Source organism: Lentzea sp. NPDC006480 (genome assembly GCF_040611995.1).
Taxonomy (GTDB): Bacteria; Actinomycetota; Actinomycetes; order Mycobacteriales; family Pseudonocardiaceae; genus Lentzea.
This window is the reverse complement of the sequence record NZ_JBEXPJ010000019.1, coordinates 1-15944: the sequence shown is the minus strand read 5'-3', so window position 1 is coordinate 15944 and position 15944 is coordinate 1. Positions and strand designations below refer to the sequence as shown.

The window sequence follows — 15944 nt, the reverse complement described above, 5'->3', positions numbered from 1 at the left end:
AGACTTAGTTGAGGGGGATTTCATGCGCGTACTCATCATCGGAGCAGGGACCGGCGGCCTGTGCCTGGCGCACGGGCTGAAGAAGGCCGGCGTGGACGTGGCGTTGTTCGAACGCGACCGCACGCCGCGCAGCATGCTGATCGGCTACCGGGTCGGCATCAGCCCGGACGGCAGCAAGGCACTGCACAGCTGCTTACCCCCGGACGTGTTCGCCGAGTTCGTCCGCACCACCGCCAGGCCGCCGCGCTACATCAACATGCGCACCGAGAAGTACAAGGAGCTGCTGGTCGGCGAGTTCGCGCCAGGCACCGACGAGACCCGCAGCGAGAAGTCGGTCAGCCGCATCGCGATGCGCACGGCGTTGCTGGGTGGCCTGGAGGACGTCGTCCAGTTCGACAAGACGTTCACCCGCTTCAGCCGCAACGACGACGGCTCGGTCACCGCGTTCTTCGACGACGGCACGTCCGAGACCGGCGACGTGCTGGTCGGCGCGGACGGCGCGCAGTCCAGGGTGCGCAGGCAGTACCTGCCGCACGCCAAGATCGCGGACACCGGCATCACCACGATCGCGGGCAAGCTGCCGCTCACGCCGGAGAACGTGCAGTTGCTGCCGCCATACGCCGATGGCGGGGTCACGCTGCTTTACGGACCCAAGGGCGCGTTCGTGATCATCCACGTGATGCGGTTCGACGGCGAGGGTGTCGAGGACGACTACATCATGTGGGGCTACGCGGCCTCGCACGACAAGTTCCCGGACCTGAAGGGCCTGAGCCAGGAGCAGCTCAAGGAGGTCGTGCTGAGCATGACCCCGAAGTTCCACCCGAACCTGCGCGAGCTCTTCCGGCTGGCCGACCCGGAGACGGTGTTCGAGATCAAGGTCCGCACGTCGGAGCCCCTGGAGCCGTGGGAGTCGAGCAACGTGACGCTGATCGGCGACTCGGTGCACCTCATGACACCGGGCCGCGGCATCGGCGCGAACACGGCACTGCGCGACGCGGAACTGTTGTGCCGCAAGCTGACCGAGGCCCACCACGGCAACCCAGCCTCGTTGAAGGGCACAGTGCAGGCGATCTCCGAGTACGAGCAGGAGATGGTCAAGTACGGCTTCGAGGCGGTGCTGGCGTCGCGTGAGCAGATGGACGGCAACGGCGCGATCCACAAGCCCGTGATCGGCCGGATCGTGCTGGCGTTCCTGCGGACGTTCCTGCGCGTCACCAACGCCGTGCCGGCGCTCAAGCGGAAGATGCTGGCCGACGACGCCGCCCACCGTGATCACGTAAATTCAGCCCATGAGGTTGTTCACGCCGGGTGAGGTGGTCGTGCGGCGGGAGGTGCTGCACGGCAAGGTCTGGTCCGAGATGCCGACCAGGGTGGTCGTGGACGAGCCGGGGTTGCTCGCGGTGTTCGTGGAACCGGGCACCCGGCTCACCTACCCCGACCACCACCATCCGCACCCGTGGGACAAGCCCGAACGCGGGTTCTGGCGCGGCCACGGCAAGCTCATGCTGCACCGCCCGGACGACGCCTACTCGGTCGACCTGTTCTGGAAGGGCGACGACCGGGTGTTCGGCAACTACTACCTCAACCTCCAGGCGCCGTACCGCCGCGTCGAGGACGGGTTCGAGACTCTCGACCACGCGCTCGACTACACCATGGCGCCCGACGGCACGTGGGAACAGCGCGACCTCGACGAGTTCGAGGAGCAGGTCGCGTCCGGCAAGTACTCCGCGGAGGAGGCCGAGGCGATCCGGGCGGAGGGCGTCAAGATCGAGAAGATGCTGGCGTCCGGCGACATCTGGTGGGACACGGCCTGGGCGGACTGGCACCCGTGAAGGTTCGCCCCCTCACGTTCGACACGCTCGTCGCAGAGATCGTCGACCGGATTTCCGACCAGCCCGGCCGGGTGCGGGTGCTGATCGACGGCGCACCCGCCGCCGAACCGGGCAAGCTCGCCGACGCGATCGTGGAACCGTTGCGCGCCTTGGGTCGCGCGGTGCATCGGGTGTCCACTGAGGACTTCCTGCGCCCGGCGTCCGTGCGGCTCGAACACGGCCGCACCGACCCGTACTCCTACCGCCACGACTGGTTCGACCTGAACGGCCTGCAGCGCGAGGTGCTCGACCCGGCGCTCGACGGCAAGGTGCTGCCGTCGCTGTGGAACGCGGAGACGGACCGGGCCAGCCGCGCCGAGTACGTCGACGTGCCCGAGAACGGCGTGGTGATCGTCGACGGCACGCTGCTGCTGGACCGCTGGCTCCCGGCCGAGCTGACCGTCCACCTGTGGCTCTCCCCCGGTGCTTTGAAACGCAAGACCACCGAGCAGTGGACGCTGCCCGCGTTCGACGACTACGAGCCGGTGGCAGACCTCTTCGTCCGCTACGACCACCCGGATCGGCCAGGTCTCGTCGAGTCGTGAACCAACTCTCCCGTCGCGGACATAGACGGGGAGAGAGGAGGGTCCGTGACCGACGAAGAACTCTGGGGGCGGGTACGGGCCGGTGAGGACGCGGCGTTCGGGCAGCTGTTCGAACGCCACGCCCCAGCCGTGTTCGCCTACTGCCTGCGCCGCACCGGCGTCTGGGCGGTGGCCGAGGACCTGATGTCCGTCGTGTTCATGGAGACGTGGCGCAAGCGCACGTCCGTGACGGTCGACGGGACATTGCTGCCGTGGCTGTACGGCGTCGCACTGGGTGTCACCCGCAACCACCAACGCTCGCGCACGCGGTACAAGGCCGCACTCGGCAAGGTTCCGCTGCCCGATCCGGACGCTGACCACGCGGATGACGTGGCGCGCCGGGTGGACGCGGAGACCAGGACCAAGGCGGTGATCGCGCAGCTGGAGAAGCTGCCCGCGGGGGATCGGGAGGTGCTGGAGATGTCCGCGTGGTCGGACCTGAGCCAGGCGCAGATCGCCGAGCTGCTCGGCATCCCGGTCGGCACGGTGAAGTCCCGACTCGCTCGTGCGCAACGGACGGTCCGCGGCGCACTGGTTGAGGAGGCACTGTGAACATCACCCCTGGGAACATCACCCCTGAAATCCCACAGCTCGACCCGTTGCGCCTGCAGGTCCGCAAGCACGCGCTGCTCAACGAGATCAGCACGAAGCCGCGCCGTCGCTGGTGGCGCATCGCCGTGCCCGCGACCTTGCTGGCCGCGGCGGCTGTCGCGACGACCGTGTTGTGGACGCCGACGAACCCGTCCGCGTACGCGTCGTGGACCGCCGAACCGCGCGCACCCGGCCAGAACGTGGACGGTCTGATCGCGACCTGCCGCGAGAAGATGGCCGAGCGCGACCGGGTCAACCGGAGGGACTTCCCCGACTTCCCGCCGATGCCGGCCGACCTGACGCTCATCGACCAGCGTGGTGATCTCACCATGGTGTTGTTCACCGGCCCGTACGGCGACCAGTCCTGCCTGAGGTCGCCGAAGGGAATCGAGTCGGGTGGCGGCGGCCGCAACAGCACGCCGATTCCGCCACTCGGCGCGGCGAGGTTCCGCATGCGGGGCATGGAGTCGCTCGACCCCGAGCCCGGCTACGGCGAGCCGCGCCGGACGGTGCTCGCCGAGGTCGGCGCCGACGTGACCAAGGCGGTCGTCAACACCGAGGACGGCAAGCAGGTGGCCGCGACGCTCGGCAACGGGTGGATCGTCGCGTGGTGGCCGGGCAGGGCGGGCGCGGTCTCGATCACGCTGTACGGCCGCGGTGGCGAAGTGCTCGGGACGGAGAGCGCCGAAATCAAGTAACCTCGGCGGCATGTGGCGGTCGGAGACCAGGAACCGAGCGATGTTGATGCTCGCTGTCTTCCTGCCTGCCCTCTACGCCTTCACGCTCTTCTCGTCTCCGACCGAGGTCGTCGCGGCCGTCACCGCGCTCGCCCTCGCGTTGATCGTGGTCGTCGCGCTGGTGCCGCTCTCGGTGGCGCCGGCGCGGTCGCTCGCGATCAGGGAACGAGCCCAGCGATCAGCCCAGCTGCGTCTGCGAAACCCTGACGCCGCGGGCAAACCCCGTCCTCGAGCACCGGGATGCGGGACGTTCTGACGTCCCTGAAAATCCCAACTCGACACGGAGAAACATCCCTTGTTCGCTGACCTGGGCGCTGCCCTGGCGAGCTTCGGCGCGCCCGCGCTCGCCATCGTCCTGTTCACCATGGCGGTGCGGCTGATGCTGCACCCGCTGGCTCGCGCGGCCGTCCGCGGCGAGAAGGCCAAGGCCAAGCTCGCCCCGGAGATCCAGAAGCTGCAGCAGAAGTACGGCAAGGACATCATGCGGCTCTCGGAGGAGTCGCAGAAGGTCTACAAGCGCAACGGCGTCTCGATGTTCGCGGGCATGTTGCCGATGCTCGCGACGATGCCGTTCTTCATGGTCATGTACCAGGTGGCCACGACCCCCAGTCCTCTCCTGGAGGGGTCGATTTTCGGGATTTCGCTCAATGCTCATTTCACGGGCACTTTCGCGTGGGTGTTCTTCGTGCTGTTCGGGCTGCTGGCCGTGGTCGCCTACCTGACCGTGCGCTGGCAGCAGTCCCGGATGGCCGCGAACCCGTCCCCGACGCCCACTCCCGGGTTCATGAACGGGCTGGTCAAGGTGATGCCGTTCATGACGATCCTGGTCGCGGCCTACCTGCCGCTGGCCGCCGGGCTGTACCTGCTCACCACGACGACGTGGACGATCGCGGAACGGGCGCTGCTCTACCGCATCCTGAGCTGAAGCTGCGCGATCAGCCGGACGAGCGGGTCGTCCAGATCCAGGTCGATCCGCTTCAGCCGGTATCGCAAGGTGTTCGGGTGGACGTGCAACCGGTCGGCGGCCGCGCGCACGTCCCCCAGCGCGTCCAGGTAGGCGAGCAACGACTTGGCGAGCTCCGGATCGAGTGCGTCGATCCGGGGATCGCGGATCCGGGGGTTGTCCTGCAGCAGAGCCAGGATCTCGCTCACCAGCACCTGTGACCGGACGTCGGCCAGCGTCGCCACCTCGGCGTCGAGGTCGCGGGCCATCGCGTCGAGCACGCGTTCGGCTTCCTGCCGGGAGATCTGCGCGTCGTCCAATGTGGACACGGTCGAACCGACCGCGGCCTGGACGGAAGTGTGCAGGTGCCGTCGGGCGGTCGTGACGATTTCTTTGGTCAGACTGAGAAGTTGGGCGTTCGGGGCGAGATCGGGCAGCAACACGTAGGTGCGTCCGCCGGACTCGCTCACCAGCGCGCTGCGCCGGTACGCGGCCGCGTGCACCGAGATCAACCCGGTCATCTCGGCACGGCGCAGCTCGTGCTCGCTGCGATCGCCCTCGCCACCGCGCAACGCGAAAACCACGACGGCGCAAGGCTTCGACGGGTCGGCGCCGATCTGCCCGGCGACGGTCGCGGCGTCCATCCGCCCGGTGAGCAATGCGGCGAGGAGGTTCTCGCGGAACCTCGACGTCGGCTGGTTGCGCTGCTGGATCAGGTGCGGCGCGGTGACCCGGGCAGCGCCGAGCAACGCCCGCTCGGCCTGCTCGGTCAGCGGCTGGTCACCCTCCTGCACCCAGATGGCCCCGAGCGGCTGGGAGCCCGCGTGGATGCCGACGGCGATCCGGCGCCGGATGCCCAGCTCGGGCCGTTCGTCGATCCGGACGACCTCCTCCGACGACCGCAGCAGGTTGTAGACGCCCCACTCGCGCAGCATCTTCAGGTACGGCTCGGGTCCCTGCCGGCCGAGAATGGACAACCTGCGCAGTTCGTCCACCTCGTCGGACGACCGCGAGTACGCCAGCACCCGGCTCGCGGTGTCCTCGATGCTGACGATGCCGCCGGTCAGGGTCGCAATCGTTTGCGCCAACGCGAACAGGTCGCCGAGCACCTCGCCGTCGTCGGTCGTCGTGCTCAGCACGCCCTTGGCCAACGACTCCAGGTGCCCCCACCGGACCTCGGGCCGCACCTCCAGCAACGCCACACCCGCGTCCACCGCCGCCTGCTCAAGCGCCTGCGAACTTTCCTTCACCGCCACAGCCGTGGCCTTCGCCCGTCCAGCCGCCCTGATCAGCGGCAACGCGGCCCTTCCCCGAGCCCCGATCAGCAACGCGAGATCACCCGCGGCCACGTCCGGCGGGTCATCCGGATCCATGATCACGACATCGCGCACGTCGACTTCCAGCCCGTGGGGCGCGACCTGCAACTCAACGAGCGGATCGCCAAGCGCGATCAGCATGTGCCGAAGACTCATAGCCCGCTGCTTTTCGGCACGCGGGGCCCCCGCGTCCTCTCCTGCCGTACGAAAGCTCCCCGCGTACTTTTGAACATTGGCCGATTCTACATCTGACCAGGTGAATATTGGCCAGTTGCACAACAGGCAGACCAGGCAGCTGACTTACGGTTTGGGCAACCCAAGTACTCGAAGAGGAGTTGCCGAGTGGACGCTGTCACCCAGGTTCCCGCCCCGGTCAACGAGCCGGTGCTGCAGTACGCCCCCGGCACCCCGGAGCGCGCGGAACTGCAGGCCAAGCTGGCCGAGCTGCAGAAGGAGCCGCTCGACCTCACGCTGACCATCGGTGGCGAGCAGCGCATGGGTGGTGGCGAGCGCTTCGACGTCGTCCAGCCGCACAACCACCGCTCCGTCCTCGGCACGCTCGCCGGCGCGACCCAGCAGGACACCACCGACGCCCTGCGCGCGGCCCGCGAGGCTGCCCCGGCGTGGCGCGCGATGTCGTTCGACGACCGCGCGGCGATCATCCTGCGCGCGGCCGACCTGCTCGCCGGCCCGTGGCGGCAGACGCTCAACGCCGCGACGATGCTCGGCCAGTCGAAGACCGCGATCCAGGCCGAGATCGACTCCGCGTGCGAGCTGATCGACTTCTGGCGCTTCAACGTGCAGTTCGCCCGCAACCTGCTGGCCGAGCAGCCGATCTCCTCCCCCGGCGTGTGGAACCGCACGGACCACCGCCCGCTCGAGGGCTTCGTCTACGCGATCACGCCGTTCAACTTCACCGCGATCGCCGGCAACCTGCCGACCGCGCCCGCGCTGATGGGCAACGTGGTGCTGTGGAAGCCGTCGCCGACCCAGTCGTTCGCCGCGCACCTCACCATGCGGCTGCTGGAAGAGGCGGGCATGCCGCCCGGCGTGATCAACCTGCTGCCCGGCGACGGCCTGGCCGTGTCCGAGGTCGCGCTCAACTCCCCCGACCTCGCGGGCATCCACTTCACCGGTTCCACCGCGACGTTCCAGAAGCTGTGGGCGCAGGTCGGCGCGAACATCGCCAACTACCGCTCGTACCCGCGGATCGTCGGCGAGACCGGTGGCAAGGACTTCATCCTGGCGCACCCGTCGGCCGACCCGGACGTGCTGCGCGTCGCCCTGATCCGCGGTGCTTTCGAGTACCAGGGCCAGAAGTGCTCCGCCGCGTCGCGCGCCTACGTGCCGCGCTCGGTGTGGAGCAAGATCAAGGACCAGTTCCTGGCCGAGGTCGACGCGCTGACCTACGGCGACGTCACCGACTTCTCCAACTTCGGCGGCGCGGTGATCGACCGCCGCTCGTTCGACAAGCTGTCGGGCGTGCTGCAGGCCGCTCGGGCGGACTCCTCGCTGGAGATCGCCGCCGGTGGCACCGCGGACGACAGCGACGGCTTCTTCGTCCGCCCGACCGTACTGCTGGGTTCGGACCCGACGAACTCCGTGTTCACCACCGAGTTCTTCGGCCCGGTGCTCGCGATCCACGTGTTCGAGGACGCCGATTACCTCAAGGTCTTGAAGCAGATGGAGAGCGCGGCGCCGTACGGCCTGACCGGCTCGATCATCTCTCGTGACCGTGCCGCCGTGGCGCACGCGCAGGAGGAGCTGCGGTTCGCCGCCGGCAACTTCTACGTCAACGACAAGCCGACCGGTGCCGTCGTGGGCCAGCAGCCGTTCGGCGGCGGCCGCGCGTCCGGCACGAACGACAAGGCGGGGTCGGTCCACAACCTGCTCCGCTGGGTCAGCCCGCGCTCCATCAAGGAGACCTTCGCGGCGCCCACCAGCCACCTCCACCCGCACCAGGGCTGACCGAGCCCGAAAACCATGAACGGCTCTTTCGTGGACCACAAGTCCATGGAAGAGCCGTTCATGGAACTCACCCGAGGAAGTGATCTTGATGCGTAGTGTGCTGCTCGCTGCGTCCCGGAGTGCGGGTGCGCGCAAGCTCGTCGAGTCGACGCCGTTGACGCGGCCGGTGGTTGAGCGGTTTGTGGCGGGGGACGACGTCGACGCGGCGATTCGGGCGACCGCCGAGGTGCTCGGCGACGGCAGGCTCGTGACGCTCGACCACCTCGGTGAGGACACCTTCGAGGAGTCGCAGGCCAACGACACCGTCGAGGCGTACCTGACGCTGCTGTCGCGCCTGGACTCGTTCGGGCTCACCGAGGGCGCCGAGGTGTCGGTCAAGCTGTCCGCGGTCGGCCAGTCGCTGGCGATCGACGGCGAGAAGATCGCGCTGGAGAACGCCCGGCGCATCTGCTCGGCGGCCGCGGTCGTCGGCACGACCGTCACGCTGGACATGGAGGACCACACGACGACGGACTCCACGCTGGGCATCCTGCGTGAGCTGCGGGTGGACTTCCCGTGGGTCGGCGCGGTGCTGCAGGCGTACCTGAAGCGCACCGAGCAGGACTGCCGCGACCTCGCGTACTCCGGTTCGCGCGTGCGGCTGTGCAAGGGTGCTTACCAGGAGCCTGCTTCCGTTGCGTACCAGGACAAGCACGACGTCGACCTGTCGTACGTGCGCTGCCTCAAGGTGCTCATGGAGGGCGACGGCTACCCGATGGTGGCATCGCACGACCCGCGCCTGATCGCGATCGCCGCCGACCTGGCAAGCGCGCGTTCGAAGGACTCCTACGAGTTCCAGATGCTGTACGGCATCCGGCCCGAGGAGCAGCGTCGTATTGCCGCTGAGGGCAACCGCATGCGCGTGTACGTGCCGTACGGCGACGAGTGGTACGGCTACTTCATGCGCCGTCTCGCGGAGCGTCCGGCCAACGTCGCGTTCTTCGTGCGGTCGCTGCTCACGAAGAGCTGAGCGCCTCGACCGTTTCGAGGGCGAACTCCAGCTTCACCGGCTCATCCGCCGCGCGCATGATCTCCACCGCGCGGTGGGTGAGCCGGAGTGCTTTCTGCAGCTGGAACTTCGTCTCCGCGCACAGCCGCGCGTAGATCGTCAGCGCGTCGGCGTACCCGACCTCGCGGTCGAGGTCCTTGCCCATCATGTGCCACAGGACGACGGCGGTGTGCGCGGTGTTCCTGGCCTCGACGCGTCGTTCCGCGCCGCGGAGTTTGCACGCGTGGTGCTGCACGGCACTGATGTACGAGGCCGGCGCCTTGTCCTTGTGCGCCCGCCAGATGCCGACCATCAGCTCGGACGCTTCCAGCGCGTGCGCGTGATACTCCATTTCGGACAGTGTGGACGTCATGGGCTGCATGGCGATCGCGAGCTTGGTGCCGAAGAAGTCGACGAGCTGGGACGGCAGCCGCCGCACGATGTCGAACACCTCGGCCGCGGTGGTCAGCGCCAGGTCGATCTCGTCGTGGATGAGCTGCTGCTCGGTCAACGTGGCCAGGGCGACCGCGAGGTCGACCTGGTGCCAGACGGTGTTCTCGGCGGCCAGTTCCCGGTACACCTCAACGGCTTCCTGTGCCGCGAGCAGCTCCGCGTCGAAGTCGTGGGCGACCTTGACGACGTTGAGCAGCGCGGTGCCGAGCCCCTTGCGGTCCTCGGTCTCCCGCCACAGCATCACGGCTTCCTGCGCGGTGAGCTTGGCGTCCGGGTCCTCGCACAGGTCGCGCAACGCCCGGCTGTGCCGCATCAGCGCGTCGGCCAGCTCAGCCCGGAACGTCTGCGGGTTCACCACGGCGAGCCGGCGGAAGACCTCGACGGCTTCCTTGAGGGTCTCGTTCGCGGCTTCGGACCGGCGCAGCTCGACCAGCATGGAGCCCGCGTCGGCGAGGTTGCGGGCCAGTTCCGGTTCGTAGCGCGGGTCTTCCTGCGCGAGGATGCGCCAGTTCGCGATCGAGAGCTGCATCGACTCGGCGGCGCGGGTGTTCTCGCCCTCCGCGTGATGGCGCCGGGCGAGAGTGGCGGCGACCCTGGCGAAGTCGACGCGGAACAGCGCCGGGTGGTCCTTCGCGAGCTCCTGGTACATCAGGGTGGCTCGGCTGATGGCGTCCATCGACTCCTCGGGCATGCCGAGCGCCTGGTAGCGGTAGCTGATCTGTTCGAGGGCCGAGGCCAGCTGCGGGACGGTCTCCGGGTCGTCGATCGCGATCTCGTGCCAGAGCTGGATGGCTTCCTCGGAGACCTTCAGGACTTCTTCGGTGCGGTGCACGGCGAGGAGCCGCAGGCCCAGGTCTCCCAACGAGTCCGCGAGCAACGGCCGGTTCTCGTGGTCCTGCTCGACCAGCTCGCGGTAGCACCCGACCTCGGCCTCCGAGGCTTCGACGGCCTCTTCGCGCAGGCCGCAGAGGGACGTGCGGGCGCTGAGCATCCCGTACGTCTCGGCGCGTTCGAGGGTGTCCTGGGCGCGCTCGACGAGGCGCCTGGTGAGGATGGAGGGGATCGAGCAGGTGGCGAACCGCTCGTCGCGGAAGACCTGGCGGGCGATGTGGTCGAGCGTCGTGAACGAGCCGATCTCGGCGGCGATCCGGAGGCTGTCGCGCTGCATGTCCAGCACGATCTCCGGGTTCGCGTCGATCAGTTCGTCGAGCTTCGGACGCAGGTGCGGCCAGCGGTGGGCGGCGCGGGCGAGCAGGTCCGGGTCGGGGGTGTCCGGGGTGGCGACCGCGAGGTGGTCCTCGGCGATGCGGCCGGTTTTGGGGCCGTTGTCGTGCTTGAGGAGCTGGCGGACGAGCTGGGTGCGGTTCACGTCGCACGGATCGCCGTGCACCGCGGTCAACGCGGCCAGGTGCAGGTCGAGGACCGTCTCCTGGGCGATGTTGGGCGGCGGCTCGTCCGGGGCCGTGACGTTGAGCTGCTTGGCGAAGTGCTGGCAGGCCAGCGTGAACGACTCCGCGCGGTCTGCCAGCGTCGGTTCGAGCGCCAGGTCGGTGACCTCGTGGTCGAAGTCCGCGATGCGCTGGCGGGTCGAGGACCACCACCAGCCCGTGGTCCTCGCCGCCAGCAGCACCCGCGTGCGCTCCGGGCCGTGCCGGAGCGTGTCCTGCAGCCTCAGGAAGATGTCGTTCCAGGTGAGGCGGTCCGCGTCGTCGATGAGCAGCAGCCTGCCGTGCTCCTCGTCGTGTTCCTCCTGGAAGCGCTGGAGGAGCCTGGTCTTGCCCGCGCCCGCCGGTGCGTGCAGCAGCAGGGACGCCTGAGCAGCAGGGCTGTCACGCCACTGCGTGAGTGCCTGCAGTTCGGATTCTCTGCCGTGAAAGGGGACCACCTGATGGGTGGGGTCCAGCAGTGCGGCGACGCTGAGTGCTCGGTCCACAGCCTCATAGTCGGCAAATGGTCAGGCGAGGGGTAGGAAGACCACACCATCGTGGAGTCTTCCCGTTTTTCCTTCACTCCTTTGCTGACTGGATTGGAGATCCTCCAACGGTTACGCGCGGCGGGCCAGGTGGTGGCGGTAGCTCTCGTACTGGCCGACGAACTTCGGGCGGACCCTGGCCAGTTCGAGGACTCGGGACAGCGCGTCGCGGTGGCCGATGAAGTCCGCGCCGGCGTAGTGCGCGCCGCCGAGCCCGCCGATGATCCGGGCCCTGATGGGCATCTGCTTGCGGGCGTACTCCTTGCGGAAGAAGCTGCCCGGTGCCATGCGCTGGCGGATCGAGCTCTTCACGTTCTCCGTGACGTCGCGCTCGTGGATCCACGTCAGTTCGCCGACCTCCTGCTGGAGCGCGCCGAACCGCGCGTACGAGCGGGAGTCGTACACGTCGATGATCGAGAAGTGGCCGCCGGGCTTGAGCACGCGGACGACCTCACCGAAGAACCGCTCGACGTCCGGGTAGTTGTGCGAGCTCTCGACGTTGATCACGAGGTCGAACTCGCCGTCGGAGAACGGCAGCCGCTCCGCGTCACCCTCGACGTAGCTGAGCCTGTCGCCGCGGGCGAGCAGCGCGTTGGCCCGGCGGATGGCGGCGCCGGAGAGGTCGAGGCCGACCGCTCGGGCAGGGTCGACGAGGCGGGAGAGGAAGTTGAGGCCCTCGCCCATGCCGCAGCCGACCTCCAGCACGTTGAGGCTTTTGAAGTCGTTTTTCGAGTACGGCAGGCCGCGCAGCGTTTGGAAGTAGAGCTGCTCGGAGAAACCGTCGCTCACGCCCGCGTTGAAGTTCGGGCAAATATCGGTCAGTTCATTCAGCAGTTCCGGGCAGTGCATGCCCCAGTTCCAGAAGCCGCCTGTCCGCGACCACGACGCCACGTCGTCGTAGACCGCCGAGACGGCACCTTTGATCTGGTCAGCGCCGGGGATGCCGGCGTTGAGGTCGCGCAGGCCGGTAGCCGCGTTGCCGTTGGTCATGAGGCTCTCCCAAGGTGAGCGTTCCTTAGGTTCCGCACTGTGGCAGCGCTCCCACTAGGTGATGCCCTTTCGTGCATCCAATTCGGGTGAATTCATAGATTTCAGCTGAGAAACGATTGTTGTAAACCTTTCCAAATTATCCCGGTACATTTCCCGGCCCAACTCGGTTTCAGCCTGGACTGAAACTGTCGGACCCGCCAGGCACAATCAGGACGTGCTGGTTGCTCTCGTCCCGGACGCGGACGGTGCGGGCAGGTGGCAGAAGCTGCACGACGACGGGACGCCCGCGGGTCCCGAGATGGCAGCTTCGTCACTGGCCTCCGCCGTCGCGTCGCTTGAACGCGCCCACAGACCGCGGTGGGTGTGGGCGGACACGGCCGAGGTCTACCCGCTGCTGCTCGGCGCCGGGGTGCGCGTCGACCGGTGCTGGGACCTGCACCTGACCGAGTCGCTGCTGCTCGGCGCCGACGGCAGGCACCGCGAGCCCAAGGAGCTGGCCGCGGCGGTGGCGCGCGAGCTGGGGCTGCCCGCCCCGCCCGATCTGGGGCCGCGCAAGAAGGACGTCGAGCTGACGTTGTTCGAACCGGAACCCGTGTCGCTGCCCGGCGGCACCGACGAGCTGGCCGCGTTGTCGATGGTTTTCCGGGCACAGCAACGGAATCCGGCGCTCGGGCTGCTGATCGCGGCCGAGTCGGCGTCGGCGTTGGTGGCGGCGGAGATGACGCACCACGGGTTGCCGTGGCGGGAGGACGTGCACAACGCGATCCTCGAAGAGATGCTCGGGCCGCGAACGGCACCTGGCGTGCGGCCGAAGTTGTTGCAGGCACTGGCGGACCAGATCCGGGAGGCGTTCGGCGGCAAGGAGATCAACCCGGACGCGCCCGCGAGCATCGTCCGCGCCTTCGCGCGCGAGGGCATCGACGTGTCGTCAGCGCGCAAGTGGGTGCTGGAGAAGATCGACCACCCGGCCGTGGAACCGTTGCTGGAGTACAAGAAGCTCGCCCGGCTGTGGGTCGCGCACGGCTGGACGTGGCTCGACGCGTGGGTGAGCGACGGGCGGTTCCGGCCTGACTACGTCGTCGGCGGCGTGGTGTCGGGGCGGTGGGCGTCACAGGGCGGTGCGGCGCTGCAGATTCCCCGGTTGATGCGCCAGGCCGTGATCGCGGACGACGGCTGGTGCCTCGTGGCGGCCGACGCCTCGCAGCTCGAACCGCGGATTCTCGCTGCCCTGTCCGGAGATCAGCGGTTGATCGAGGTGTGCACGGACGACGATCTGTACTCCGCCCTGGCCGAGGACTCGTTCAACGGCGAGCGGCCACGGGCGAAGATCGGGATGCTCTCGGCGATCTACGGCGGCACCTCCGGTGAGGCCGGGCCGCTGCTCGCCGTGCTGCGCAAGAGGTTTCCGACGGCCATCGGCTACGTGGAAGCCGCCGCGCAGGCCGGCGAGCAGGGCCGGATGGTGCGCACGAGACTCGGCCGCACCTCCCCCGCACCGTCCGCGGCCTGGCAGGAGCTGACCGGCGGTGCGAACGACTCCGGCGAGGTGTCGAGCTCGTCGCGGCAGGCGGCGCGCAACTGGGGCAGGTTCACCCGCAACTTCGTGGTGCAGGGCAGCGCGGCGGACTGGACGGCGGCGTTGCTCGGCGTGCTGCGGAACAAGCTGCCGGCCGACGCCCACCTGGTGTTCTTCCAGCACGACGAGGTGCTCGTGCACTGCCCGCGCGAGGACGCCGACGCGGTGATCGAGGCGATCGCGGAGGCAGGACGGCACGCCACCCGGTTGCTGTTCGGTGGGACAGCGGTGCGGTTCCCGATGAAGGCCGTGCCCGTGACCTGCTACGCCGACGCGAAATAAGTCCAAACGAGACGCGGCACGACCTGCGCCGTTCGACGTCGTTGCTCCGATTGGCCGCTTGCCCCGCACCCCGTGAGAGCGCTCTCATAAATGGACTGCACCCGTGACAAGGAGGTCACTCGCGCATGAGGCAACGCCGCCGCATCCTCGCGGCCACGACAGCTCTTGTTGCCGCGGTACCCCTGGCGATAGCCGCCATGTCCGCCAACGCTTCGATCCCACCCCCTGCCGCGGGATGGACGCAGGTGTGGGGTGACGACTTCAACGGCCCGAACGGCTCGCTGCCGTCGAGCTCCAACTGGATCTTCGACCTGGGTCACGCGTACCCGGGAGGCCCCGCGAACTGGGGCACCGGAGAGATCCAGAACTACACGAACAGCACGCAGAACATCAAGCTCGACGGGTCCGGCAACCTGCGGATCACCGCGCTGAAGGACGGCGCGGGCAACTGGACGTCGTCGCGCATCGAGACCCAGCGCTCGAACTTCAAGCCGGCGCCAGGCGGCAAGCTCGCCATCGAGGGCCGCATCCAGATGCCGAACGTGACCGGCCAGGCCGCGCTGGGCTACTGGCCCGCGTTCTGGGCGCTCGGCTCGCCGTACCGCGGCAACTACTGGAACTGGCCGGGCATCGGCGAGTTCGACATCATGGAGAACGTCAACGGCATCAACTCCGTGTGGGGCGTGCTGCACTGCGACGTCGCTCCCGGCGGTGCCTGCGGCGAGTTCACCGGCATCGGCAACTCGCGGGCGTGCCCCGGCGCGTCCTGCCAGTCGGCCTTCCACACCTACCGCTTCGAGTGGGACGACGCCGCCAAGACGTTCACCTGGTTCGTCGACGGCCAGCAGTTCCACCAGGTCACCCAGGCGCGCGTCGGCACGACCGTGTGGAACCAGATGACGTCGCACGCGGGGTACTTCGTACTGCTGAACCTCGCGATCGGCGGCGCGTTCCCCGACGCGCTGAACCCAGGCCAGCCGACCCCTGTCGCGGCCACCCAGTCCGGGCATTCACTGGTCGTGGACTACGTGGCCGTCTACTCGGCTGGCGGCGGTCCCACCACTCCCCCGACCACGACCACGACGACCAACCCTCCCGGCGGTGGCGGCTCGGCCTACTCCGAACTGCAGGCGGAGAGCGCGGCGGAACGGTCCGGGGGCTCGGTGGGCGCCGGTGACGGCGGTTCGGCGGTGAACCAGATCGCGAACGGCGGCTACCTGAAGTTCTCCGGCGTCGACTTCGGCTCGGGTCCGGCCCGGCAGTTCTACGCCCGCGTGGCGTCGGGCGCTTCCGGTGGCGTGAGCGGGCTGGTCGAGGTGCGGCTCGACTCGCGGACGGCGTCTCCCGTGGGCACGTTCGCGGTCGGCAACACCGGTGGCTGGGACGCGTGGAGAACGGTGCCCGCCAACATCTCCAACATCAGCGGGGTGCACGACGTGTACGTGACGTTCACGTCCGGTCAGCCCGCGCCGTACGTCAGCGTGAACTGGGTGAAGTTCGGCACCTGACCCTGGGTGCGCGGCCCTGCGAAACCGTGAGCTAGAATCTCGTCCGAAGCACGGACGATTAGCTCAGCGGGAGAGCACTACCTTGACACGGTAGGGGTCACTGGTTCAATCCCAGTATCGTCCATC

At 68.5% G+C, this 15944-nt stretch carries 14 protein-coding genes and 1 tRNA gene; 12 read left to right on the top strand and 3 right to left on the bottom strand.

Going from position 1 to position 15944, the window contains the following annotated elements:
• The first annotated feature begins 22 nt into the window (after positions 1 to 22).
• The 7 genes from ABZX92_RS10550 to yidC are packed head-to-tail and all read left to right on the top strand — an operon-like array spanning position 23 to position 4708.
• On the top strand, positions 23 to 1312 hold the full coding sequence (locus ABZX92_RS10550; protein WP_355556288.1) for an NAD(P)/FAD-dependent oxidoreductase: 1290 nt from the start codon (positions 23 to 25) through the stop codon (positions 1310 to 1312).
• Positions 1290 to 1832 carry a DUF402 domain-containing protein gene (locus ABZX92_RS10545; protein WP_355556285.1) on the top strand — a complete coding sequence of 181 codons (543 nt, stop codon included), beginning with the start codon at positions 1290 to 1292 and terminating at the stop codon, positions 1830 to 1832. Before ABZX92_RS10550 ends, ABZX92_RS10545 begins: the two co-directional genes overlap by 23 nt.
• Positions 1829 to 2416 (top strand): uridine kinase, encoded by a 588-nt coding sequence (locus ABZX92_RS10540; protein WP_355556282.1) that lies wholly within the window; start codon positions 1829 to 1831, stop codon positions 2414 to 2416. Before ABZX92_RS10545 ends, ABZX92_RS10540 begins: the two co-directional genes overlap by 4 nt.
• A gap of 45 nt (positions 2417 to 2461) precedes the next feature.
• Positions 2462 to 3007 carry an RNA polymerase sigma factor gene (locus ABZX92_RS10535; protein WP_355556279.1) on the top strand — a complete coding sequence of 182 codons (546 nt, stop codon included), beginning with the start codon at positions 2462 to 2464 and terminating at the stop codon, positions 3005 to 3007.
• Positions 3004 to 3744: a hypothetical protein gene (locus ABZX92_RS10530; RefSeq protein ID WP_355556276.1), complete on the top strand. Its 741-nt coding sequence runs from the start codon at positions 3004 to 3006 to the stop codon at positions 3742 to 3744. Before ABZX92_RS10535 ends, ABZX92_RS10530 begins: the two co-directional genes overlap by 4 nt.
• A 40-nt stretch (positions 3745 to 3784) precedes the next feature.
• Positions 3785 to 4039, top strand: coding sequence for a DUF6412 domain-containing protein (locus tag ABZX92_RS10525; RefSeq protein ID WP_355556273.1), 255 nt, complete (start codon positions 3785 to 3787; stop codon positions 4037 to 4039).
• A gap of 39 nt (positions 4040 to 4078) precedes the next feature.
• Positions 4079 to 4708 (top strand): membrane protein insertase YidC, encoded by a 630-nt coding sequence (gene yidC / locus ABZX92_RS10520; RefSeq protein WP_355556270.1) that lies wholly within the window; start codon positions 4079 to 4081, stop codon positions 4706 to 4708.
• Here the strand turns inward: yidC and ABZX92_RS10515 are convergent.
• Complete coding sequence (locus ABZX92_RS10515; protein ID WP_355556267.1) at positions 4690 to 6198, bottom strand: helix-turn-helix domain-containing protein; 1509 nt, start codon at positions 6196 to 6198, stop codon at positions 4690 to 4692. The two genes, yidC and ABZX92_RS10515, sit on opposite strands and share 19 nt — an antisense overlap.
• 186 nt (positions 6199 to 6384) lie before the next feature.
• On the opposite strand from ABZX92_RS10515, the gene pruA reads away from it, so the two are divergent.
• Positions 6385 to 8010, top strand: coding sequence for an L-glutamate gamma-semialdehyde dehydrogenase (gene pruA, locus ABZX92_RS10510; RefSeq protein ID WP_355556264.1), 1626 nt, complete (start codon positions 6385 to 6387; stop codon positions 8008 to 8010).
• Positions 8011 to 8095: 85 nt separating this feature from the next.
• Positions 8096 to 9019: a proline dehydrogenase family protein gene (locus ABZX92_RS10505; protein ID WP_355556261.1), complete on the top strand. Its 924-nt coding sequence runs from the start codon at positions 8096 to 8098 to the stop codon at positions 9017 to 9019.
• Here ABZX92_RS10505 and ABZX92_RS10500 read toward each other — a convergent pair.
• Entirely contained in the window at positions 9006 to 11423 is a 2418-nt protein-coding gene (locus tag ABZX92_RS10500) for a hypothetical protein (protein ID WP_355556258.1), read from the bottom strand. The two genes, ABZX92_RS10505 and ABZX92_RS10500, sit on opposite strands and share 14 nt — an antisense overlap.
• A gap of 111 nt (positions 11424 to 11534) precedes the next feature.
• A complete protein-coding gene (locus ABZX92_RS10495) occupies positions 11535 to 12452 on the bottom strand; it encodes a class I SAM-dependent methyltransferase (protein WP_355556255.1) in 918 nt (305 codons plus the stop codon).
• Between the two features lie 214 nt (positions 12453 to 12666).
• Between ABZX92_RS10495 and ABZX92_RS10490 the strand changes: the two genes are divergently transcribed.
• From ABZX92_RS10490 to ABZX92_RS10480, 3 genes are all read left to right on the top strand, one after another.
• A complete protein-coding gene (locus tag ABZX92_RS10490) occupies positions 12667 to 14310 on the top strand; it encodes a bifunctional 3'-5' exonuclease/DNA polymerase (RefSeq protein ID WP_355556253.1) in 1644 nt (547 codons plus the stop codon).
• Positions 14311 to 14435: 125 nt separating this feature from the next.
• Positions 14436 to 15818: a carbohydrate-binding protein gene (locus tag ABZX92_RS10485; protein WP_355556250.1), complete on the top strand. Its 1383-nt coding sequence runs from the start codon at positions 14436 to 14438 to the stop codon at positions 15816 to 15818.
• 52 nt (positions 15819 to 15870) lie between these two features.
• A tRNA-Val gene (locus tag ABZX92_RS10480) sits at positions 15871 to 15942 on the top strand.
• Positions 15943 to 15944 lie beyond the last annotated feature (2 nt).